The following is a 22673-nucleotide window of genomic DNA, read 5'->3' as shown; positions in this document are numbered from 1 at the left end:
TGAGGGCGGTCACCCTTCCGTTCATTTAGTTCACAATCAGCCAGGGAGGCAGACTGACGACATGCGCATACCCGTACCGAGACCCAGGAGCCTGGCGGCGCAGCTCTTCGCCATGCAGGCCGTGCTGATCGCCGTGGTCGTGGCGGGGTACGCGCTGTTCACGTACGTCAGCGACCGGGGGCAGGCCGAGAGCGCGGCGCGGGATCAGGCCAGGGTGGTGGCGCGGGCGGTCGCGGACTCGCCGTCCGTGCGGGAGGCGATCGGGACGGCGGATCCGACGGCCGAACTCCAGCCCTACGCGCTGCGGGTCATGGCCGACACCGAGGTCGACTTCGTCACGATCATGAGTCCGCAGGGCATCCGCTGGACCCACCCCGACCAGAAGCAGATCGGCAAGCACTTCCTCGGCAACACCGAGCGCGCCCTCAAGGGCAAGACCTTCACCGAGACCTACAAGGGCACCCTCGGCTACTCCGTCCGCGCGGTCACCCCGGTCAAGGACGGACAGGGGCGGGTGATCGGCCTGGTCAGCGCCGGTATACAGGTCGAGAAGATCAGCAAGCGGGTGCAGGGCCAGCTGACCGCGCTGCTCGTCGTCGCGGGCAGCGCGCTCGCGCTCGGCGCCGTCGGCACGTACGTCATCAACGCCCGGCTGCGCCGGCACACCCACGGCATGAACGCGGCGGAGCTCAGCCGGATGCACGACTACCACCAGGCCGCGCTGCACGCCGTACGCGAGGGGCTGCTGATGCTGGACGGGCGGTACCGGGTCGCGCTGATCAACGACGGCGGTCGGGAGCTGCTCGACGTCGGGGACGTGGTGGGCCGTTCGGTGGCGGACCTCGGGCTGCCCGCGCCGCTGACGGGGGCGCTGCTGGCGTCGGAGCCGCGGGTGGACGAGGTGCATCTGACGGCGTCGCGGGTGCTGGTCGTCAACACCTCGCCGGTCTCCGGCGGGGAGCAGCGCGGCACCGTGGTGACTCTGCGCGATGTCACCGAACTCCAGTCCATGATGGGTGAGTTGGACTCGGAGCGCGGCTTCACGCAGGCGCTGCGCTCGCAGGCCCACGAGGCGGCGAACCGGCTGCACACCGTGGTCTCCCTGATCGAACTGGGCCGCTCCGAACAGGCGGTGGACTTCGCGACCGCCGAACTGGAGCTGGCGCAGGCGCTGACGGACCAGGTGGTGGCGGCCGTGGGTGAGCCGGTGCTGGCCGCGCTGCTGCTGGGCAAGACGGCGCAGGCGAACGAGCGGGGTGTGGAGCTGGTGGTGTCGGAGGACAGCCGCCTGGACGACGGACTGCTGCCGCCGTCGCTCCCGGCCCGCGACCTGGTGACGATCCTCGGCAACCTCATCGACAACGCGGTGGACGCGGCGCAGGGGAGCGTGCGGGCGCGGGTGACGGTGACGGCGTACGCCGACGCGGGGTGCTCGGAGCTGGTGCTGCGGGTCTCCGACACCGGCGCGGGCGTCGACCCGGCCCACGCCGAGGCGGTCTTCCGGCGCGGCTTCTCGACGAAGCCGGCGGGCCCCGGCGGCCGCGGCCTCGGCCTCGCCCTGGTCCGCCAGGCAGTCACCCGCCGCAACGGCACCCTGACGGTGGCGGAGGCGGAGGGAGGCGGCGCCGAGTTCGAGGTACGACTCCCGCTGGGAACGGAACGGGGGGACGTGGAGCCGCTGGGCACCGGGGAAGGGGATGTCGAGCCGCGCACCACCGGACCGAGCAACCACCACCCCGCCGCCCGCCCCAGGGACCGTAAAACACCCCCCGAGGACCCTCCACCCCCGACCAGCGCTACCGTCCCCGGCAGCCCCTCGGTCCCCGGAGGTGATGTATGAGCGGTCAGCAGGCCATCCGTGTTCTGGTCGTCGAGGACGACCCCGTCGCCGCCGACGCGCATGTCATGTACGTCAACCGCGTCCCCGGCTTCGTGGCCGTCGGCAAGGCGCACACCGGTGCGGAGGCCCGGCGGCTCCTGGACCGTACGGCCGTGGACCTGCTGCTTCTCGATCTGCACCTGCCGGACGGGCACGGCCTCCAGCTGGCCCGGCAGTTGCGGGCGGCCGGGCATCAGGCGGACGTGATAGCGGTGACGTCGGCCCGGGACCTGACGGTGGTCAGGGAGGGCGTCTCGCTCGGTGTCGTCCAGTACGTGCTGAAGCCGTTCACCTTCGCCACCCTGCGCGACCGGCTCGTCCGCTACGCCGAGTTCCACGCGGCGGCCGGCGAGGCCAGCGGCCAGGACGAGGTCGACCGCGCGCTGGCCACGCTCCGCGCACCGGGCCCGGCCGCCCTGCCCAAGGGGCTCAGCGCCCCCACCCTGGAGCGCGTGACGCTCGCCCTGCGCGACCGCGCGGAGGGGCTCACGGCGACCGGCCTGGCCGAGGTGGTCGGCATCTCCCGGATCACCGCCCGCCGTTATCTGGAGCATCTGGTCGACGCGGGCCGCGCCGCCCGCAGCCCGCAGTACGGCACGGTGGGGCGGCCGGAGCTCCAGTACCGGTGGGTCAGGGGACAGTGACACCGGACCGTGCACGCTCATTGACCTGACTAGACCACTCCTCCTACCTTCACCGGGCAACCACCCAGGCCACAACGCCGTGCGCCCGCAGGAGGTCATGCCCGTGCGCCCCACCGCCGCAACAACCGCCCTGCTCACCGCCGCCCTCGCCGCCGCCGCGACCCTCACCGCCTGCGGCGGCGGTTCCGGCAGCGACCCCGACACCGTGAGGGTGTCCTTCAAGCAGTCCACCGACAACTCGATCCACGTCATGGACGACTACCTCGCGGACATCAAGAAGCAGTTCGAGAAGGCGAACCCCGGCAAGAAGGTCGAGCTCGTCCCCATCAAGGCCCCGGACTCGGAGTACTACACCAAGCTCCAGCAGATGCTCCGCTCCGCGAAGACCGCCCCCGACCTGGTCTACGAGGACACCTTCCTCATCAACTCCGACATCACCAGCGGGTACTTGAAGCCCCTGGACGCCTATCTCGCCGAATGGCCCGACTGGAACCAGTTCGTCGACACCGCGAAGGCCGCCGCGAAGGCCGAGGACGGGAAGACGTACGGCGTCCCGGACGGCACCGACACCCGCGGACTCTGGTTCGACAAGGGGATCTTCGCGAAGGCCGGTCTCCCCACCGACTGGCAGCCGAAGACCTGGGACGAGATCCTGGACGCGGCCCGCACGATCAAGCGCAGGGTCCCGGACGTGACGCCTCTCAACGTCTACACCGGCAAACCGGCCGGCGAGGCGGCCACCATGCAGGGCTTCGAGATGCTGCTCTACGGGACGAGCGACGGGACCGGCGACGGCACCACCGACCCCCTCTACGACACCAGGTCCAAGAAGTGGATCGCCGGCGGCCAGGGCTTCAAGGACGCCCTCGCCTTCGTCGAGACGGTCTACCGGGAGAAGCTCGGCCCGGACGTCTCCACCGCCCTCGACCCCAACATCCAGACCATCGTCCGCGGCGACCTGCTCCCCAAGGGCAAGCTCGGCATCAACCTCGACGGCTCCTGGCTCCCGCAGGACTGGCTGGAGGGCAGCGGCCACGAATGGCCGGAGTGGTCCAGCAGGTTGGGACTCGCGTACATGCCGACCCAGCACGGCCAGGCCCCCGGCAAGGTGAGCATGTCCGGCGGCTGGACCTGGTCGGTGCCCGCCAAGGCGGCCAACCCCGACCTCGCCTTCGAGTTCGTCAAGACCATGCAGACCAAGGCCAACGCCCAGAAGTGGTACGTGGCCAACTCGGGCATCGCCGTGCGCGAGGACGTCGCCGAGGACCCGGCGTACGCCAAGGCCCAGCCCGGCATCAGGTTCTTCACCGACCTCGTCGCCAGCACTCACTACCGGCCCGCCTACCCCGCGTACCCGAAGGTCTCCACCGCGATCCAGGAGGCGATGGAGGGCGTCACCACCGGGGACCGGTCGGTCGCGGACGCGGCGAGCGGGTACGACGACACGCTCAAGGAGGTCACCGACGGCCAGGTGACCACGCGGTGAGCCTCCGTCCGCTCACCCGCGCGCTCCCCCTGACCCCCGCCCTCGTCCTGCTGCTCCTCTTCCTCGCCGGGCCGATCGCCTACTGCGCCTGGATCGCCTTCACCGACCTGCAGTTGACCGGTCAGGCCGAGTCGTCCTTCGTCGGCTTCGAGAACTTCCGTACGGCCTTCCGGGACGAGGAGTTCCTCAACGCCGTATGGCTGACGCTGGTGTTCACGGTCGTGTCGTCGCTGATCGGGCAGAACACCCTGGGTCTGGCGCTCGCTTCGCTGATGCGGCGCGCCTCGAAGCCCGTCCGCACGCTCACCGGCGGGATCGTCATCACGGCCTGGGTGCTCCCGGAGGTCGTCGCGGGCTTCCTCCTCTACGCCTTCTTCCGCAGGGAGGGCACCCTGAACGCGATCCTCGACCTGCTCCGTCTCCCGTCCCAGAACTGGCTGTTCACGCTGCCGATCCTGGCCGTGTCCTTCGCGAACGTGTGGCGCGGCACCGCGTTCTCGATGCTGGTCTACTCGGCGGCCCTGAACGAGATCCCGAAGGAGATCACCGAGGCCGCCGAGGTCGACGGTGCCGGCGGCCTGCGGCGGCTGTGGCACATCACCCTGCCGATGATCCGCCGTTCGATCGGCACGAACCTCATGCTCAACACCCTCCAGACGCTGTCGGTGTTCGGGCTGATCTGGGTGATGACGAGGGGCGGGCCCGGCGACCGGAGCCAGACGCTGCCGCTGTTCATGTACGAACAGGCCTTCCAGAACAGCATGATCGGCTACGGCACCGCGGTGGCCCTGCTGCTGCTCCTGGTCGGGTCGCTGTTCTCGGTGGTCTACATGCGGTTGCTGCGGACGGAGGTCTGAGGCCGTGTCCGACCGCCGCCGAAACCGCCGACTGGCCGCCGACGCGGGGCTGTTGGTGCTCGCCGCGACCTTCCTGCTGCCGCTGGCCTGGGTGGTCCTGTCCGCGTTCGACCCGCACGCCGATCTGAGGGTGAAGGTCCCCGACGGGCTGACCACCGCCCACTTCGACGCGGTCCTCACCGACGACATCACCTTCACCCCGCTGCTCAACAGCCTGCTGCTGTGCGGCGGGGGTACCGCCCTGACGGTGGTCTGCGCGGCCCTCGCGGCCTATCCGCTGTCCCGCTTCCGCTCCCGCCTCAACCGGCCGTTCCTGCTCACGATCCTCTTCGCGACCAGCCTGCCCATCACGGCGATCATGGTGCCGGTCTACGCGTTGTTCGTGCAGGTCGACCTGATCGACACCCTCCAGGGCACGATCCTGTTCTTCGCGGCCTCCCAACTCCCTTTCGCCATCTGGCTGATGAAGAACTTCATGGACGGGGTGCCGAGGGAGCTGGAGGAGGCCGCCTGGACCGACGGGGCGAACTCCCTCCAGTCGCTCACGAGGATCGTGCTCCCCCTGATGGGCCCGGGGGTGGCGGTGGTGACCGTCTTGGCCTTCGTCATGATGTGGGGCAACTTCTTCGTCCCCTTCATGCTGCTGCTGACCCCGGACCAGATGCCGGCCTCCGTCAGCATCAACGAGTTCTTCGGCAACCGCGGAATGGTGGCGTACGGCCAGCTCGCCGCGTTCTCGATCGTCTACTCGACTCCGGTGATCCTGCTGTACGTGCTGGTGGCGCGGCGACTGGGAGGGGGGTTCGCGCTCGGCGGGGCGGTGAAGGGCTGACGCGGCGCCGTGCCTGTCGAACCGGCCTCGGGGCGCCCGGCACGTCGGTCGCCCCCGACACACGGCGAAGCCGGACGAAGCCCGCTGCCCCAAAGCCCCCCGCCGGGGCGAGCAGCACGAACGCGGACGCTGCGCCCGTCAGGCCGGACCGGGACGCCCGGCGCTCCCTCGACCCCCGCCGAGGGCGGACACGGCCCGCGCGGCCGCACGGCGGGCAACCGGTCCGAGGTGGACCTCAGCCCGGGCGACAGGGCGAGTTCACCGACGACGAGCACACGTGGGTGGCGTCGGCGGGGCGCCCGGCACGTCGCTCGCCCACCGCACCCGGCAAGCGCGAGCTGTGCCGCGAGGCCCCCGCTCACGTCCCCGGCAGCACCCCGGGGCGGAACGGCTCCACCCCCACCACCCTCCGCACCCGCACCGGTTCGATCAGCAGCATCACCCGTCGTTCGCCCTCCAGGAGCCACGGGTACCGGTCCTCGCCGATGTACTTCCGGGTGAGGCGGTCCATGGAGCGTTCCGCCTCCTCGCCCTCGACGAAGCGGACCACCCGGCCCCGGATCTCGACGCGGTCGTAGGGGTTCTCGGGGTCGTGGTGGGAGAGGGAAACGTTCGGATTGCGCCGCAGGTTTTCCTCCTTCACCCGCCCGATCGCCGTGTTGACCATGACGTACTCACCTTCGAGATCCGCCCACATGGGCGAGACCTGCGGCGCTCCGTCCGGACCGACCGTCGCGAGATGCCAGAAGTTCGGCGCCAGCAAGCGCTCGCGAATATGCCCCTCTACCTTGCCATTCACTTCGTACACGAAGATCACACCTCTTTCCGGCCACCCGTCCGGGCATCCGGCGCCATCCTCGCGACCGCCCCCGCGCCACCGACAGACGATCTTCAGCCAGCCCGAACCGGTGGTCGAAACCGTAGATTCCTACAATCCGTGTTCCTGGCCGAACAGACCGTAGTCACCGGCTCCGCGCTTCCCTAACTTGTGGGCCGTGCGCCGACCCCCAGCCCTGCCGAACCAGCCCGGACCCCCCTTCGACCACCTCACCGCCCGCAGACTCCGTGTCGCCCTCGACATGGGGCCCGAGCACGTGGCCTACGGGCTGCGCGTCTCCTACGGGCTCCCCTACGTCACCCCGGATCTCGTCGTCGCCTGGGAGCGCGGGATCGTGTGTCCCACCAGTCCGGAACTCACCGCTCTGGCGGGCGTGTTGTGGTGCTCCCCCGGTGAACTCATCGGCCGCCCCCGCACCCTGCGCGAGCACCGCGTCGCCCGCGGCATCGCCCCCGAGGACGTGGCCCGTGCCGTCGGGCTCGAACTGCTCGCCTACCTGAGCATGGAGGAGCACGACGAGTGGCGCGGCACCGACCGCCAGTCCACCGCCCTCGCCGACCTGCTGGAGCTGACCCTGCCCGACTTCGTGGCCGTCACGGGGCGCGAGAAACGGCTCGCCGAGTGTCTGCGCGGCGCGGTCGGCACCCGCTGGCAGGCCTACGTCCGGCAGGTCGCCAGGATCGTGCCCCTGGACCGGCGTCTGGTGGAGGACACCCTCCAGGAACTGCACCGGCAGTACCAGGGGCAGATGGTGTCCACCCTGAGCTGGGGCGGCGGCGGCGAGCGCGCCGGCGAGGCCGGCCAGGATTTCCTGGACCAGATCGTGGAGCGGTTCTGGGAAGCGGTCGAGAGACGGCCGTAAGCCTCAGGGGGCCTGAGACTGCCGGATGCCTGAGGCTGCCCGTATGCCTGAGGGGGCCTGAAGCCTGGAGAGGCCCCCGAGGGCGTCTAGAAGACTGACTCCGCCTCGTCCATCCGGTCCTTCGGGACCGTCTTCAGCTCGGTGACCGCCTCCGCGAGCGGCACCATCACGATGTCGGTGCCCTTGAGCGCGGTCATCCGGCCGAACTCGCCCCGGTGCGCGGCCTCCACCGCGTGCCAGCCGAAGCGGGTGGCGAGGACCCGGTCGTAGGCGGTGGGTACGCCACCGCGCTGGACGTGGCCGAGGATGACCGGCTTGGCCTCCTTGCCGAGCCGCCGCTCCAGCTCGTACGCCAGGGCCGTACCGATGCCCTGGAAGCGCTCGTGGCCGAACTTGTCGATCTCGCCGGTGCCGTAGTCCATCGTGCCCTCGGCGGGGTGGGCGCCCTCGGCGACGCAGACGACCGCGAACTTCTTGCCGCGGGCGAAGCGCTCCTCGACCATCTTGACCAGGTCGGCCGGGTCGAAGGGGCGCTCGGGCAGGCAGATGCCGTGGGCGCCGGCGGCCATGCCGGACTCCAGGGCGATCCAGCCCGCGTGCCGGCCCATGACCTCGACGACCATCACGCGCTGGTGCGACTCGGCGGTGGTCTTGAGGCGGTCCATGGCCTCGGTGGCGACGCCGACCGCGGTGTCGAAGCCGAAGGTGCGGTCGGTGGAGGAGATGTCGTTGTCGATCGTCTTCGGCACGCCGACGACCGGGAGACCGGCGTCGAACAGCATGCGCGCGGCCGTGAGGGTGCCCTCGCCGCCGATCGGGATCAGCGCGTCGATGCCGAACTGGTGGATCATGTCGGAGGCGCTCTCGCACGCCTCGCGCAGCCGGTCCCGCTCCAGGCGGGAGGAGCCGAGGATGGTGCCGCCGCGGGCCAGGATGCCGCTGACGCTGTCCAGGTCGAGGGCGCGGTAACGGCCGTCGAGCAGGCCGGAGTAGCCGTCCTCGAAGCCGATGACCTCGTCGCCGTAGTTGTCGACCGCGCGGTGCACGACCGACCGGATCACGGCGTTCAGGCCGGGGCAGTCGCCGCCTGCGGTGAGAACTCCGATGCGCATCGTGCTGTGTCTCCTGCTCGCTGTTGATACCGGTGAGCCAGGTCCGATTGTTTCATGTCCCGCAGACCACGGTCGCATCCGATGCTGACGGGCGCCTTATCCGTCGACCGGGGTACTGTCAAGAGGGTTTCCGCTCACCTCGGTGGGCGATTTTCATGAGGCGACTTCTCGTAGGCGACGGAACGGAGATCAGGCGTGACCCGCAGCGTGTACGTGACCGGGATCGACCGCGGCGACGGCCGCCAGGTCGTCGAGCTGGGGGTCATGGAGCTGCTGACCCGCCAGGTCGACCGGGTGGGGGTGTTCCGGCCGCTGGTGCACCACAGTCCCGACCGGCTCTTCGAGCTGCTGCGCGCCCGCTACCGGCTCTCCCAGGACCCGGCCACCGTCTACGGCCTCGACTACCACGAGGCGTCCGCGCTCCAGGCCGAGCGCGGCACCGACGAACTGGTCTCCACCCTCGTGGACCGCTTCCACCTGGTGGCCCGCGAGTACGACGTCGTCCTGGTCCTCGGCACCGACTTCGCCGACACCCAGCTCCCCGACGAGCTCTCCCTCAACGCCCGGCTGGCCAACGAGTTCGGCGCCTCCGTGATCCCGGTCGTGGGCGGCCGCAAGCAGCCCGCCGAGTCGGTGCTGGCGGAGACCCGCAACGCCTACCGGGCCTACGAGGGCCTCGGCTGTGACGTGCTCGCCATGGTCACCAACCGGGTGGCCAGGGAGGACCGCGACGAGATCGCCGAGCGGCTCTCGGGCCGGGTGCCGGTGCCCTGCTACGTCGTACCGGACGAGCCCGCGCTCGCCGCGCCCACCGTCGCCCAGATCGGCCAGGCCCTCGGCGCGAGGGTGATCCTCGGCGACGACTCCGGGCTCGCCCGGGACGCGCTGGACTTCGTCTTCGGCGGCGCGATGCTGCCGAACTTCCTGAACGCCCTGACCCCGGGCTGCCTGGTGGTCACCCCGGGCGACCGCGCGGACCTGGTCGTCGGCTCGCTCGCCGCGCACAGCGCCGGGACCCCGCCGATAGCCGGCGTGCTGCTCACCCTGGACGAGGTGCCGAGCGACGAGGTCCTCACCCTCGCCGCGCGCCTGGCCCCCGGCACCCCGGTGCTCTCGGTGCCCGGCAACAGCTTCCCCACCGCCGCGGAACTCTTCGCCCTGGAGGGCAAGTTGAACGCGGCCACCCCGCGCAAGGCGGAGATGGCGCTCGGTCTGTTCGAGCGGTACGCCGACACCGCCGAACTCGCCCGCAGGGTCTCCGCGCCGAGCAGCGACCGCCTCACCCCGATGATGTTCGAGCACCAGCTCCTGGAGACGGCCCGCTCCGACAGGCGCAGGGTCGTGCTGCCCGAGGGCACCGAGCCGCGTGTCCTGCACGCCGCCGAGGTGCTGCTGCGCCGGGGCGTCTGCGACCTGACCCTGCTCGGCCCGGTCGACCAGATCCGCAAGAAGGCCGCCGACCTCGGCATCGACCTCGGCGACTGCCAGTTGACCGACCCGGCGACCAGCGAGCTGCGGGACACCTTCGCCGAGAAGTACGCGGCTTTCCGGGCCCACAAGGGCGTGACCGTCGAGCTCGCCTACGACGTCGTCTCCGACGTGAACTACTTCGGCACGCTGATGGTCCAGGAGGGTCTCGCCGACGGCATGGTGTCGGGTTCCGTGCACTCCACGGCGGCCACCATCCGCCCGGCCTTCGAGATCATCAAGACCAAGCCGGACGCCGACATCGTGTCGTCGGTCTTCTTCATGTGCCTCGCCGACAAGGTGCTGGTGTACGGCGACTGCGCGGTGAACCCGGACCCGAACGCCGTGCAGCTCGCCGACATCGCCATCCAGTCGGCCGCGACCGCCGAGCAGTTCGGCGTGGAGCCGCGGATCGCGATGCTGTCGTACTCCACGGGTACGTCCGGGTCGGGCGCCGACGTGGACAAGGTGCGCGAGGCCACCGAGCTGGTGCGTTCCCGCAGGCCCGACCTCAAGATCGAGGGGCCGATCCAGTACGACGCCGCGGTCGAGCCGACCGTCGCGGAGACCAAGCTGCCGGAGTCGGACGTGGCCGGACAGGCGACGGTGCTGATCTTCCCGGATCTCAATACAGGTAACAACACCTACAAGGCCGTGCAGCGTTCGGCCGGCGCGATCGCCGTCGGCCCGGTGCTCCAGGGCCTGCGCAAGCCCGTCAACGACCTGTCCCGGGGCGCCCTGGTCTCGGACATCGTCAACACCGTCGCCATCACGGCGATCCAGGCCCAGCTTCCGACCGACCAGAAGGCTTCCGCCCAGTGAGTGCCACCCGCCCGTCTCCCACCACCGCCCTATCCGACGAGCTGCGCTCGGCCCCGTCTACGCGAATCCTCGTCCTCAACTCCGGTTCCTCGTCGGTGAAGTACCAGCTGCTCGACATGCGGGACAGCGGCCGGCTGGCGACGGGGCTCGTCGAGCGCATCGGCGAGCGGTCCTCGCGGCTGAAGCACACGCCCCTGGGCGGTGAGTCCCGTGAGTGGACCGGCCCGATCGCGGATCACGAGGCCGCGCTGAAGGCCGTGGCGGGGGAACTCGCGAAGGACGGGCTCGGTCTGGACTCCCCCGAGCTCGCCGCCATCGGGCACCGGGTGGTGCACGGCGGCAAGACCTTCACCGAGCCGACCGTGATCGACGAGGCCGTGCTCGCCGAGATCGAGCGGCTGATCCCGGTCGCCCCGCTGCACAACCCGGCCAACCTCACCGGCATCCGCACCGCGCGGGCGCTGCGCCCGGACCTGCCCCAGGTCGCCGTGTTCGACACCGCGTTCCACACCACGATGCCGGAGTCGGCCGCGCGGTACGCGATCGACGTGGAGACCGCCGACGCCCACCGCATCCGGCGCTACGGCTTCCACGGCACCTCGCACGCGTACGTGTCCCGGGCGACGGCGAAGCTGCTGGGGAAGTCACCGGAAGAGGTGAACGTGATCGTGCTGCACCTCGGCAACGGGGCGTCCGCCTCGGCCGTGCGGGGCGGGCGGTGCGTGGACACGTCCATGGGGCTGACCCCCTTGGAGGGGCTCGTGATGGGTACGCGCTCGGGAGACATGGACCCCGCCGTCATCTTCCATTTGATGCGCGTTGGCAAAATGTCCACGGACGAGATCGACACTCTTCTCAACAAGAAGAGCGGGTTGATCGGGTTGTGCGGGGACAACGACATGCGGGAGATCCGCCGCCGGGTGGACGAGGGTGACGAACAGGCGAAGCTCGCATTCGACATCTACATTCACCGGTTGAAGAAGTACATCGGCGCCTATTACGCGGTGCTCGGCCGGGTGGACGCGATCGCGTTCACGGCCGGGGTCGGGGAGAACGCGGCACCGGTGCGGGAGGCCGCCGTGGCGGGCCTGGAGGAGCTGGGACTGCTCCTCGACCCGGAGCGGAACGCCGTACGCGCGGACGGGCCGCGACTGATCTCGCGGGAGAACTCGCGAGTAACCATCGCGGTGGTGCCGACCGACGAAGAATTGGAAATCGCGACCCAGACTTACGCACTGGTCGGAGACAACTGAGCACCCCTCCCCTCATTTGTTTCTTCCGCCAGACGGAATATTCCGTTGCGAAACAAACCGATAGGATCGCCCCATGCGCCGTTCGAAAATCGTTTGTACTCTCGGCCCCGCGGTCGACTCCCACGAGCAGCTGGTCTCGTTGATCGAGGCCGGCATGAACGTGGCCCGTTTCAACTTCAGCCACGGCTCCCACGCCGAGCACCAGGGACGGTACGACCGCGTCCGTGCCGCCGCCAAGGAGACCGGCCGGGCCATCGGTGTCCTCGCCGACCTCCAGGGCCCGAAGATCCGCCTGGAGACCTTCGCCGAGGGTCCGGTCGAGCTGGAGCGCGGTGACGAGTTCGTCATCACCGTCGAGGACGTCCCGGGTGACAAGACCATCTGCGGCACGACCTACAAGGGCCTGCCCGGTGACGTCTCCCGCGGCGACCAGATCCTCATCAACGACGGCAACGTCGAGCTGAAGGTCCTGGACGTCGAGGGCCCCCGGGTCCGGACGATCGTCATCGAGGGCGGTGTCGTCTCCGACCACAAGGGCATCAACCTGCCCGGCGCGGCGGTCAACGTCCCCGCGCTGAGCGAGAAGGACGTCGAGGACCTCCGCTTCGCGCTGCGCATGGGCTGCGACATGGTCGCGCTGTCCTTCGTGCGGGACGCCAAGGACGTCGACGACGTCCACAAGGTGATGGACGAGGAGGGCCGCCGGGTCCCCGTCATCGCCAAGGTGGAGAAGCCGCAGGCGGTGGACAACATGGAGGGTGTCGTGATGGCGTTCGACGCCGTCATGGTGGCCCGCGGCGACCTGGCCGTCGAGTACCCGCTCGAGAAGGTCCCGATGGTGCAGAAGCGCCTCATCGAGCTGTGCCGCCGCAACGCCAAGCCGGTGATCGTGGCGACCCAGATGATGGAGTCGATGATCACCAACTCCCGCCCGACCCGCGCCGAGGCCTCCGACGTGGCCAACGCGATCCTGGACGGCGCGGACGCGGTCATGCTGTCCGCGGAGTCCTCGGTCGGCGCCTACCCGATCGAGACCGTGAAGACGATGTCGAAGATCGTCGTGGCGGCCGAGCAGGAGCTGATGTCGAAGGGCCTGCAGCCGCTGGTCCCCGGCAAGAAGCCCCGCACGCAGGGCGGTTCGGTCGCCCGCGCGGCCTGCGAGATCGCCGACTTCCTCGGCGGCCGCGGCCTGGTGGCCTTCACCCAGTCTGGCGACACCGCCCGCCGCCTCTCGCGCTACCGCGCCGAGCAGCCGATCATCGCCTTCACCACCGACGAGAACACCCGCAACCAGCTCACCCTCAGCTGGGGCGTGGAGTCCCACGTGGTCCCCTTCGTCAACACCACGGACGAGATGGTCGACATGGTCGACCAGGAGATCGCCAAGATCAACCGCTTCAACCCGGGCGAGATCGTCATCATCACCGCGGGCTCCCCTCCGGGCGTCCCGGGCACCACGAACATGCTCCGCGTGCACCACATCGGCGGCACCGCGAAGTAAGCACCTCCACGACACCCGAGGGCGCCCCCTGCGGCAGGGGGCGCCCTCAGGCGTTCTCGGTGTCGGGGTGTCAGCCGACGGTGCCCGACTCCACGGGGAAGCCCTCGGGCCAGGAGTGGGTGTAGTCGAACAGGGAGGGCTCCTCGAACGTGCAGGCGGCCTCACGCCATTCGGGCCGGCCTGAGACGACGAAGTCGCCACCGGCCGGGTCGATCAACCACGCGTAGGCGGCGTCCTCCGCGCTGAGGTCATGGCGCTCCCTCAGCACCGCGAACTCGGCCTCACCGGCCCTGCGGATCCGGAGGCCCTTCTCGTAGATCGGCTTGAGGAGCATCAGCTCCACATGTCCGAAGTACACCTCGACCCGGGTGTCGGTCCCGTCGATCAGGGTGGCGTCACTGCGCAGGATGAGCTGGCGGTGCGACGGGTCGAAGCTCACGACCCGGAACAACCGCCCCTCGCGCACGAACTCTGGCATTGCTGCTGTTCTCCCTGTTCTGTGGGTTCTCGGGTCACATCGCCCAGTCGGGCACGGGCATGTCGGTGACGAGACTCGGCACCTTCTCGCCCGGCTTGGTCATGTACCAGTCGAAGTCGGTCCATCTTCTCGCGCCGTTGACCACCTTGAGCCGGAGTGTCGCCATCTCCCAGGCGGTGCCGTTGCCGCTCTTCGTGGCCAGCGTCCAGTCGCCACCCACTAGAGGACGACCTCGCGCGATGAGCTTCTCCAGGGCATCAGCGGCATTCTTCGCGTCCGGGACACCGTCGAGCGAGACACTGACTTTCACCCGGGAGTTCGCCAGGGTGTCCTCGACGGCCACCATCCATATCGGCCGGCCGTCGGAGTTCGGATGCGGCCTGTCGAACAGGTGCTTGTTGTTGAACGTCCGTGCGCCGCCCTTCAGCGTGTCGGCCAGAGTGTCGGAGTACGGGTTGATCCCCAGAACGATGTGGTCACCGTCCTTGACGAGGTTCTTGGCCAGTTCTTCGACACAGTTGTTGTGGACAAGGACCGGTGTCGAGCCCGCATACACGTAGTACGTGTGGTTGTCCGCGACCTCGAAGTTGAAGACGTCGACGGTCCCCTCGACCACAGACGTACCGACGACCTTCTCCGCGCCGCCGTCCGGGGTCCTGAGGCTGTCGCCGGGACGGAGATCCCGGGCATCTGTCCAGCCCCGGTCCTGGACCCAGTACGGATGGGAGTCGGTCGACTCGACCGTGCCATGTGCCGTCTCGACCCGGACCAGCCGGTCGACGACTCGGTGGAACAGCTCCACAACGGGCTTGAGAGACCTCTTGCCGGTCCGCTGATCCATTGACCAGACCCGGTCACCGACCCTGAGGTCCTCGATGTCCCTCGGGCCGTCGGCGGTGTCGACCTGAGTGCCGGCAGGGAAGCACATGGAGAGCAGGGCTTTCATCCCCGCCTCCTCCAGCCTCGCGATGGCGGAGGCCGCGAGCCCGGAGCCTCGCAGGCCCCACATCGCCGCGCCCAGCCCGGCGCCGCCCTTCATCGCGGTACGCACCGCGAACGCGGCCGCCGCCGCGCGCATCAGCAGCTCCGGCACGATGATGCTGCCGAACAGCCACAGGCAACTGCTCAGCTTGCGCTTGTAGCAGCCCACGATGTCCGCGACGGCTCCCGTGGCGACCGCCTTCAGGACGGACTCGGTGAGCTTGATCCCGTCGATGTGGACGTTCTCCTCCTTGAACGTCACGTCCAGGGGAGAGCTCGTCAGGTAGTCGCGCTGGATCGACGAGCCGCAGTGCGCGCGGTCCACACCGGGCAGCGGACAGGACTCGATGTAGAAGTCCATCTCGCCGTAGATGTGGAATTCCAGGTCGATCTCGCAGCCGATGTCGCCGCCGGAGTGACTGCCCACGCAGTCGCTCAGCGGGTTGATGTCGACCTTGGAGTCGCCGCTGGGCTTCATCACGACGCCCTCGACGCCGGTGCCACCGCCGTCGGCGGTGCGCTCCTGCTCCTTGCGGTCCTCGAAGTCGACCTGCTGGGTGCGGATGGCGGCCTCGGCGGCCTCCACGGCGAGGTTGCGGGCGTTGGCGGCGGCGGCCTCGGCCTCGGTGGCGTCCCGTTCCGCCTTGTCGGCGACGGACCGCGCGGTGGAGGCGTCGGCCTCGGCCGCGTCGGCCGCGCTGCGGGCGCTCGCCGCGTCCCGCTCGGCCGCGTCGGCGGAGGCGTCCGCGTCGGTGGCGTAGCCGTCGGCCGCGGTGGCCGCGGTCTGCGCGGCGGCCGCGTCCGCGGTCGCCTGCTTGTTGTACTCGACGGTGTTGGCCTCGGACCGCTGGGCCGCCTTGGCGGAGGCGGCTGCCGCGTCCGACGAGGCCTGTGCCGCCGCTGCCGACGTGCTGGCCTGCGCGGCCCACTCGGCCGCGTTCGCCGCCGCCTCGGCCGCCGCCTTCGCGTCGGCGTTGGCCTGGGCCGCGAGGGCCTTGGCCTCGGCGGCCGCCTTCTTGGCCTGGGCCGCCTTGGCGTTGGCGACGGCGACCTGCTGCTGGGCGGCGGTCTTGGCGGCCTGTCCGGTCAGCACGGCGAGGCCCGCCGAGGAGTCGGTCTCCGCGTACGGGGAGCCCAGCTCGATGGCGTCGTTGGCGGGTTTGACGACCTGCGCCGCCGAGTCCCGGGCGGCCGCGGCGGCCTGCGCGGTGGAGTAGGCGTAGCCGGCGGTGCGTACGGCGTCCGCGTTCGCGAGGACGGCCTCGGAGCGGGCGACCACGGCGTCACCGCGTGCCTTGTCGGCGGCCTTGCGCGCGGTCTCGGCCTCGGCCTTGGCGGCGATGGCGTTCCACTTGGCGGCCTGGGACGCGGCGATCGCGTCCGCGGCGGCCGCGTGCGCCTTCTTCACCGCGGACTCGGTGATCGCGACATCGCGCTTGGCGCCGTCCGCGGCCGACTGGGCGCGCTTGGCGGCCCCCTGGGCCCTGGTGGCCGCCTCACGGGCGTTGGTGGCCGCCGCGGTGGCCTCGTTCGCCGCCTGCCGGGCCGCGGTGGCCGCGGCGGTGGCGTCGTCGGCCGCCGAGCGGGCCTTGGTGGCGGCCTGTCGTGCCTCGATGGCGTCGGCGGTGCCGTCCACGGCGGCCAGCAGCGCCTCCGCGGCCTCGGCCTTGGCGACCAGGCTGTCGCGGCGGTCCTCGGCGGCGAGGGCGCCGTTGCGGGCGTTCCTCGCCCGGCTCTCGGCGGCGACGGCCGCGTCCTTCTTGTCGGCCGCCGTGGCGCCCGCGGCCTGCGCGTCGGACAACCTGTCCGCCGCGACCTGCCGTTGGGACTGGGCGCGGCCCTCGGCGTCGTGCGCCTTGTTCCGCTCGGCCGCGGCGAGGTCCGCCTGCGACTTGGCGTAGTCCCGTTCGGCCTCGGCCTTCTGCCGCTTGGCCCTGGCGTCGGCCGCCGCGTTCTTGGCGGTCTGCTCGGCCGCCTTGGCCTTGTTCTCCGCGGCCTTGGCCTCGGAGGCGTGCTTGGCGGCCTCCTCGGCCTGCTTGGCGGCGCCTTCGGCGGCGGCCTTGGCCTGGGCCTCGGCCTCCTGCGCGGCGATGCGCCGGAACTCGGCCTTGGCGGCGTGCGCCTGGGTGTTGGCGAGGGAGTCGAGCGTCTTGCTGTCGGCGGCGGAGGCGCGGGTCGCGTTGAACGCGGTCTCCACGGCCTTCGCGGCGGCCTGTGCGGCGGCCGCGGACGCCTTGGTGACCTGCGCGGCCTGCTGGCCGTACAGCAGCCCCCGGCCGCGCGGCAGACCGGCGGCGTCGGCGATGCCGTACGCCTGGGTCTGCGCCTGGGTGACGGCGTCGGCCTGGGCCTTCGCGGACAGCGCGGCGCGGGAGGCGACGTACAGTCGTCCGCCGGCCCGGCCCTGGGCGTCCACGATCCACCCCTTGACCTTGGTGAACTCGGCCGTGGTCGGGTAGTCGTTCGGGTGGTCGGCGGCCTTCTGGCCGGTCCAGTAGGCCTGCCAGTCGGTGAGCCGGCTCGCGATCAGGGACTGGGCGAGGGCCTCGCCGAGGGCCTGGGAGGCCGTGGACAGGTCGGCGGCCGCCTGCTTCTCGGCCCTGATGATGGTGTCCCGCTGGCTCTTCTGGCCGTCGAGTTCCGCCTCCCACTCGGTGTGCGCGGTGGCGAGCTCGGCGCCGAGCACCTCGTGCGGGTCCTGCGGGTCGGTGTACGCGCAGGACGCGAAGCGGGCCTTGAGGTTCTCCACGTCGATCCGGAACTCCATGGAGTCCGGGTCGGGCGCGGTGGTGGGGAAGCCGCCGTACTGGAGGAAGAGCCGGGCGTCGTCGGCGTACATGCCGTGCATGAACTGCAGCGACTGCCAGGCCTGTTCGTCCTTGTAGTCCGCGTTCGGGTCGTTGCCGTAGCGGGAGTTGTAGACGGCGGTGGCCGCGTCGACGGACGCCTTGTTCGCCAGGGGGTGCGGGTCGGTGTAGAAGTCGCCTTCCTGCTTCCAGAACTGGGCGGCGACCCAGGCGCTCAGGCTGATCTTGTTGAACGGGTTGTCCTTGTCCTCCACCCACTGGAAGCCGGTGTACGTGTAGGGCGGCGGCTGGGTCTGGACGGCGAGGGACGTCTCCCACACCGGGCGGCGTCCGGACAGCTCGTCCATCTTGGCGTCGGCGGCCGCCTTGTCCTTGTCGTACGCCGAGCTGAGCGCGGTGGTGTTCCAGTACGACGGGTCGGCCGCCGTGTGGAGTTGCTCCTCGGTGCCGATGAGGCCGGCCCGGGCGACCTCCTTCATCGCCGGGCCGCCCTTGCGCAGGACTCCGCTGAGGAGGCACTGCTCCTGGCGGACGCGCTCGGAGGCCTTCGCGTCGAAGGCGGTGGGGAGGGGGTCGGCCGCGCCGGCGGTCGGCTCGGACTGTCCGGTGAGGTCGGGCAGTTGACCACCCGACACCGCGATCGCACCGGCGACGGCCATCGCGGTCAGGGGCAGGAAACGGGATCTCGCGAGGAGCCCCCGGCTGCGTGCGTGGGTACGCATGGGAAACCTGTCTGTGAGTACGGCGGGAAGGGGGCTCAGAACAGCAGGTTGTACTGGGTCCAGCCGCTGGTCCCGATCTGGGTGCGGGCGCTGAAGGGGGCGCTCGCGGTGCCGGTCCCCTTGTAGAGCCACAGGGCGCCCGCGGCGTCGACCGCCATCAGGTCCGCCTTGCCGTCACCGTTGTTGTCGCCGGTCGAGACGAGCGCGGTGTAGTCCTTCCAGTCGACGTTGCCCAGGGAGGTGCTGGTGCCGAGGACCGCGTCGGCGGTGGCCTTGCCGGTGCCGGGGTAGATCAGCAGGTTGCCCGCGCTGTTGCGGGTGACGAGGTCGGCGATGCCGTCGCCGGTGTAGTCGCCGCGTCCGGCGATGAGGCTCATGCCGTTCCAGCCGGTGGAGTCCTTCATCCGGATCCGGGCGGAGAGGGTGCCGTCGGCCTTGCCCTGGTAGAGCCACAGCTGGCCGTCGGTGCCGCGGGCGACCAGGTCCGGCTGGGCGCTGCCGGCCATGTTCCCGACGGAGACGAGGAGGTTGTACTGGTCCCAGCCGGTGCCCAGCCTCTTGGTCTCGTTGCCGCGTTCGGCGGTGTAGTAGAGGGTGCCGCCCATGCGGAAGTAGAGGTCGTTGCCGCGGCCGGAGTCGGAGATGCCGGCCTGGACGAGCGCACTGGCGGAGGAGTAGCCGCCGCCCATGTCCACCCGGGCCTTCCAGCCCCCGGTGCCCTTGGGCTCGTAGTCCCAGAGGCGGCCGTCCTTGCCGCGGGCGAGCAGCGGGGAGAGCCCGGTGCCGTCGGTCGCGGCCTGCTGGAGGAGCGGGGCGCCGTCGGCGGCCGCGCCCCGCGGATGCGGCTCGGGCGCGGCGGTCGGCGCTGCTGGGTGCGCCGTGGTGAGCGCCAGTGCGGCGGTCACGGCGCCGGCCAGCGCGAGGAGGGCCGTCCGGATCAGCGGACGGCCCGGAGAATTCGGTATCACGGTGGGAAGCCCCCGTCGACGTGGTCGGCAGGGGTGTGCACGGACCCGGCCTCACCCCCGCACCATGGATGGTCATGTCCATGGCTGAAATCACCCTATGACGGCTGTGTGAAAACTGTGAAGAGGTTTTACGGATGTGGCCCGCCACCACTTTTGTGCCGCTAAGACACTGAGGGCGCCCCCTGATGTCAGGGGGCGCCCTCAGCCTGTGCGGCTCCCGGAAGGGTTCGTGGGGGCTCAGCCCTCGCTGTACTGGTGCATCCCGGGAACGGTCAGCGTTCCGCCGTACTGCGCGGCCTGCTGGACCGTCACGTTGGTGAAGTAGATCAGGGGGATGTTCAGCGGGGGCGGGTTGTCCGGGCTGAACGTGATCGGGATCAGCCCCAGCAGGTTGCCGGAGATGCTCTCGGTGTACATCGTCGTCTTGCCGCCGGTGATCTTGGACGTCGTGCCCTTGCCGGCCTGCACGTGGTACGTCTTGCCGCGCTCGGTGACGATCTGGTGGAGGTCGCCGATGTCGGTGCCGCCGGAGATGACGTACTTCAGGACCTTCTTGGTCTTGCCGCTCGCGGTCTTGACCTTGACGATGCCCTGGTAGTCGGCGCCCTTGAGGGTCAGCGAACTGGCCTTCAGGGTCCAGGCGTTGTCCGCCACCGTCACCCCGGGCTCGGTGTCGCCCACGTCGTCCGTGGCGACCGGGCAGTCCTCCGGGTCGGTGGAGGAGCTCGCCGAGGGGCTCGGGGAGGCCGTCGCGTCGGCCGCCGCCTTGGTGGTGTCCTCGACGGCCTTGCTGGTGTCCTCGGCCGCCTTGGACGCCGTGTCGGTCGTGTCCTTCACGGTGTCCTTCACCGTGTCGGTGACCTTGTCGGTCGTCTCCTTGACGGGGTCCGCGGCGCTCTGCGAGGCGGACGCGGACGGGGTCGGGGTGGCGCTCGGCTCGCTCGTCGGGGTCGAGGAGGCCTTGCCGCCGGTGAAGATCCCGGTGATCGCGTCGCCGATGTCCGTCAGGAGGTTGCCGTCGTCGCTCGCGGAGGCGGAGGGGGACGGCGTCGCGGTGGCGGAGCCCGAGCCCGTGCCGGAGGAGCTGCTCTCCTCCTTGCTCGTCTCCTTGCTCGCGGAGGCGGACGGCGACGGGGTCGGCGTGGCCTTGTCGTCGGAACCTGAATCCGACGAAGTGGAGCCGCCCGAGCCGGAGTTCGATCCCGAGCCGGCGGAGGCCGACGGGGACGGGGTGGGGTCGTCGGTGGACGGGGACGCGCTCGCCGACGCGGACGGGGAGGCGCTGCCGTCCAGGGCGGCTATGCAGTCCTTGTACTCGTCCGCGGTCAGGCTCTTGGCGGTCGGCGCGTCGTCGGCCAGGGCGAGCGTCGGGGTGAACCCGATGCCCATGAGGACGGCGGTCGGCATGGCCGCCATGGCTATCGCCTTGCCGGCCGGCATGTGGAACCTGTTGAACAGCGGCTTCTTGGGCGCCGCGTGCCGAGGCCCGGTTCTGACCTCCGCGGCGGCCGCGGAGCCCTCGCCCTGAAGGTTCTCAGCCGACACGGTACCCCCCGTTCGCGTCCTCGCCGCCGGCCCAGGCGTTCTCGGGCGTACGGTCCGACGACGCGTCACGGCCGGACTCCGGCGCCTCGTAGGACGGCGCGGCGATGTCGTCCGTCACGGGACGGAGGAGGGTGGTGTCGGGGTCGGCGGCCTGGGGCGCGTCACCCGCGCTGTCCCTGCCGTCCTGCGCTCCCGGCTGCGGCGGCGCGCCCGGTGCCCAGGAGACGGCAAGGGCTCCGCCGATCAGCGCGAAGAGGAAGCCCAGGATGAAGCCGCCGATGTTGGAGACCACCAGGGACACCAGGGCGAGGACGATGGCGGCGACACCGGCGAAGACCCGGGTGGCCTGCTGGAACCACATCGTCAGGCCCAGCGTGACCAGCAGTACGCCGATGATCAGGGAGCCGGCACCCGCAGTCGTCGCCATGGCGATCGACATGGTGCCCAACTTGAGTGTGGCGTAGGGGAAGTAGGCGATCGGCACCCCGCCGAGCAGGGTGAACAGGCCCCCCCAGAACGGCCGGTTGCCCCGCCAGGCGCGGAATCGCAGACGCAGCCGGGTGAAGGTCCCGACGCTCTGGACCGGAGTCTCGGCACTCATGGAAAAAGCTCCCTGGTCCGGTGGAATTTCGTACCGGCTCGGCCGTAGGCGTGTGAAGCCGGAAGATCTGAGTCTGTACGGGTGCCCGCGGCACCGTCGCCCGGGCGGGGGCGGAGGAGCGGACGCTCCGCCGCCCCCTGGGGACGGCTCAGCCGCCCCCAGGACATCCCGGTGCGGGAGCCGTCAGTAGCACTCCATGTCGGCGTCCGTGCCGAGCTTCATCGACAGGCCGCTCAGCTTGAACGTGCCGGCCGTGGTCGCCCAGGCCGTCTGCTTGACGTCGTAGAGGTCGGCCTTCTCCGCCTGCTGGGCGAAGCCGCCCGGCAGCACGTTCTCGCCGGCCTTCACGTCGGGACCGCGGGTCTTGTCCTTGACCGCGACGCCGATGTCGATGTTCGTGAACTCCGCGTTGGCCTGGAGGTCGGCGACATCGATGTAGAGGTTGTGGGCCGAGACCGGCGTCTTGCCACCACCCGCGTCAAGACGCAGGTAGAACGTCTTGTTGATGAGCGGGATGGTGGTCTTGACCGACTGGCACATCTTGCTGATGGTCGCGTCGTCGAACGACGAGATCGCGACCGGCACCTGGGTCTTTTCCTTGCCGTCGACCTGCTTGTAGACGGTGTCTATACCGCCGTACTGAGCGAAGCCCGTACCGTGCAGCTCAGCCGCCGACACCTTGAACTGCTGGCCGGAGACGCTGAACGAAGCGGCGAGCGCACCCTGCGCAAGCCCGACGCCCACCGCCGCGGCCGCGGCGACGCTGGGCACCATGACCACAGCGAACCGCTTCCATCTGGTCCCGCCACGCACCTGGGACTCCATATTTCCTCCTTCTCGGACGTACATCTCCGGCCCTGACTGCCCTCTCGAAAGGACGGCTCAGCCGGGCAGGGATGGGAGAAGTGCTACGTCCTCGGGAAGGAGAGCGCCCGCACTCGGAGGCGCGAACCGCGCACCGATCACCGGCGATCACCCCCGAGCGACAACCACTGGTCGCGCCTGACACGCATCACGC

General features: G+C 70.4%; 17 protein-coding genes. 9 read left to right on the top strand and 8 right to left on the bottom strand.

The features are described from left to right. Positions 1-61: 61 nt before the first annotated feature. The 5 genes from AC2XR2_RS30635 (at position 62) to AC2XR2_RS30615 (ending at position 5698) form a co-directional block, all read left to right on the top strand. Positions 62-1840, top strand: coding sequence for a sensor histidine kinase (locus AC2XR2_RS30635; protein ID WP_491516812.1), 1779 nt, complete (start codon positions 62-64; stop codon positions 1838-1840). After that, positions 1837-2523, top strand: coding sequence for a response regulator (locus AC2XR2_RS30630; protein WP_381305891.1), 687 nt, complete (start codon positions 1837-1839; stop codon positions 2521-2523). Before AC2XR2_RS30635 ends, AC2XR2_RS30630 begins: the two co-directional genes overlap by 4 nt. Positions 2524-2620: 97 nt before the next feature. Then, a complete protein-coding gene (locus AC2XR2_RS30625) occupies positions 2621-4009 on the top strand; it encodes an extracellular solute-binding protein (RefSeq protein ID WP_491516811.1) in 1389 nt (462 codons plus the stop codon). Further along, the gene (locus tag AC2XR2_RS30620; protein ID WP_491516810.1) at positions 4006-4866 is read left to right on the top strand and encodes a carbohydrate ABC transporter permease; all 861 of its coding nucleotides are present in this window, start codon (positions 4006-4008) and stop codon (positions 4864-4866) included. Before AC2XR2_RS30625 ends, AC2XR2_RS30620 begins: the two co-directional genes overlap by 4 nt. A gap of 4 nt (positions 4867-4870) precedes the next feature. Then, positions 4871-5698 carry a carbohydrate ABC transporter permease gene (locus tag AC2XR2_RS30615; protein ID WP_491516809.1) on the top strand — a complete coding sequence of 276 codons (828 nt, stop codon included), beginning with the start codon at positions 4871-4873 and terminating at the stop codon, positions 5696-5698. Between the two features lie 358 nt (positions 5699-6056). Here the strand turns inward: AC2XR2_RS30615 and AC2XR2_RS30610 are convergent, their stop codons facing one another. After that, a complete protein-coding gene (locus AC2XR2_RS30610) occupies positions 6057-6515 on the bottom strand; it encodes a PPOX class F420-dependent oxidoreductase (RefSeq protein WP_491516808.1) in 459 nt (152 codons plus the stop codon). A gap of 178 nt (positions 6516-6693) precedes the next feature. Between AC2XR2_RS30610 and AC2XR2_RS30605 the strand changes: the two genes are divergently transcribed. Then, positions 6694-7398 (top strand): helix-turn-helix domain-containing protein, encoded by a 705-nt coding sequence (locus AC2XR2_RS30605; protein WP_381305900.1) that lies wholly within the window; start codon positions 6694-6696, stop codon positions 7396-7398. An 86-nt stretch (positions 7399-7484) separates the two neighbouring features. Here AC2XR2_RS30605 and AC2XR2_RS30600 read toward each other — a convergent pair whose 3' ends face one another. Next, positions 7485-8510: an ATP-dependent 6-phosphofructokinase gene (locus AC2XR2_RS30600; RefSeq protein WP_123763132.1), complete on the bottom strand. Its 1026-nt coding sequence runs from the start codon at positions 8508-8510 to the stop codon at positions 7485-7487. A gap of 195 nt (positions 8511-8705) precedes the next feature. Between AC2XR2_RS30600 and pta the strand changes: the two genes are divergently transcribed. From pta to pyk, 3 genes are all read left to right on the top strand, one after another. Beyond that, a complete protein-coding gene (pta, locus tag AC2XR2_RS30595) occupies positions 8706-10799 on the top strand; it encodes a phosphate acetyltransferase (protein ID WP_491516807.1) in 2094 nt (697 codons plus the stop codon). Positions 10800-10840: 41 nt separating this feature from the next. Next, positions 10841-12052 carry an acetate kinase gene (locus tag AC2XR2_RS30590; protein ID WP_491518534.1) on the top strand — a complete coding sequence of 404 codons (1212 nt, stop codon included), beginning with the start codon at positions 10841-10843 and terminating at the stop codon, positions 12050-12052. 73 nt (positions 12053-12125) lie between these two features. Continuing rightward, on the top strand, positions 12126-13553 hold the full coding sequence (pyk, locus tag AC2XR2_RS30585) for a pyruvate kinase (RefSeq protein WP_449350004.1): 1428 nt from the start codon (positions 12126-12128) through the stop codon (positions 13551-13553). A gap of 70 nt (positions 13554-13623) precedes the next feature. Here pyk and AC2XR2_RS30580 read toward each other — a convergent pair whose 3' ends face one another. From AC2XR2_RS30580 to AC2XR2_RS30555, 6 genes are all read right to left on the bottom strand, one after another. Further along, the gene (locus tag AC2XR2_RS30580; protein WP_391195182.1) at positions 13624-14031 is read right to left on the bottom strand and encodes a hypothetical protein; all 408 of its coding nucleotides are present in this window, start codon (positions 14029-14031) and stop codon (positions 13624-13626) included. Between the two features lie 34 nt (positions 14032-14065). Continuing rightward, positions 14066-18541, bottom strand: coding sequence for a polymorphic toxin type 27 domain-containing protein (locus AC2XR2_RS30575; protein WP_491516806.1), 4476 nt, complete (start codon positions 18539-18541; stop codon positions 14066-14068). 35 nt (positions 18542-18576) lie between these two features. Next, positions 18577-19509, bottom strand: a complete 933-nt coding sequence (locus AC2XR2_RS30570; RefSeq protein ID WP_449350002.1) for an FG-GAP repeat domain-containing protein — start codon at positions 19507-19509, stop codon at positions 18577-18579. A 237-nt stretch (positions 19510-19746) separates the two neighbouring features. Then, complete coding sequence (locus tag AC2XR2_RS30565) at positions 19747-21054, bottom strand: hypothetical protein (protein ID WP_491516805.1); 1308 nt, start codon at positions 21052-21054, stop codon at positions 19747-19749. Next, entirely contained in the window at positions 21044-21655 is a 612-nt protein-coding gene (locus tag AC2XR2_RS30560) for a DUF6114 domain-containing protein (protein ID WP_449350000.1), read from the bottom strand. Before AC2XR2_RS30560 ends, AC2XR2_RS30565 begins: the two co-directional genes overlap by 11 nt. A 183-nt stretch (positions 21656-21838) precedes the next feature. Further along, on the bottom strand, positions 21839-22480 hold the full coding sequence (locus AC2XR2_RS30555) for a DUF6230 family protein (RefSeq protein WP_330264403.1): 642 nt from the start codon (positions 22478-22480) through the stop codon (positions 21839-21841). Positions 22481-22673: the final 193 nt, after the last annotated feature.

It is taken from the genome of Streptomyces sp. LS-MS-L19, from assembly GCF_058382285.1.
The sequence above is the reverse complement of the archived record's forward strand: the minus strand, read 5'-3'. Positions and strand labels throughout refer to the sequence as shown.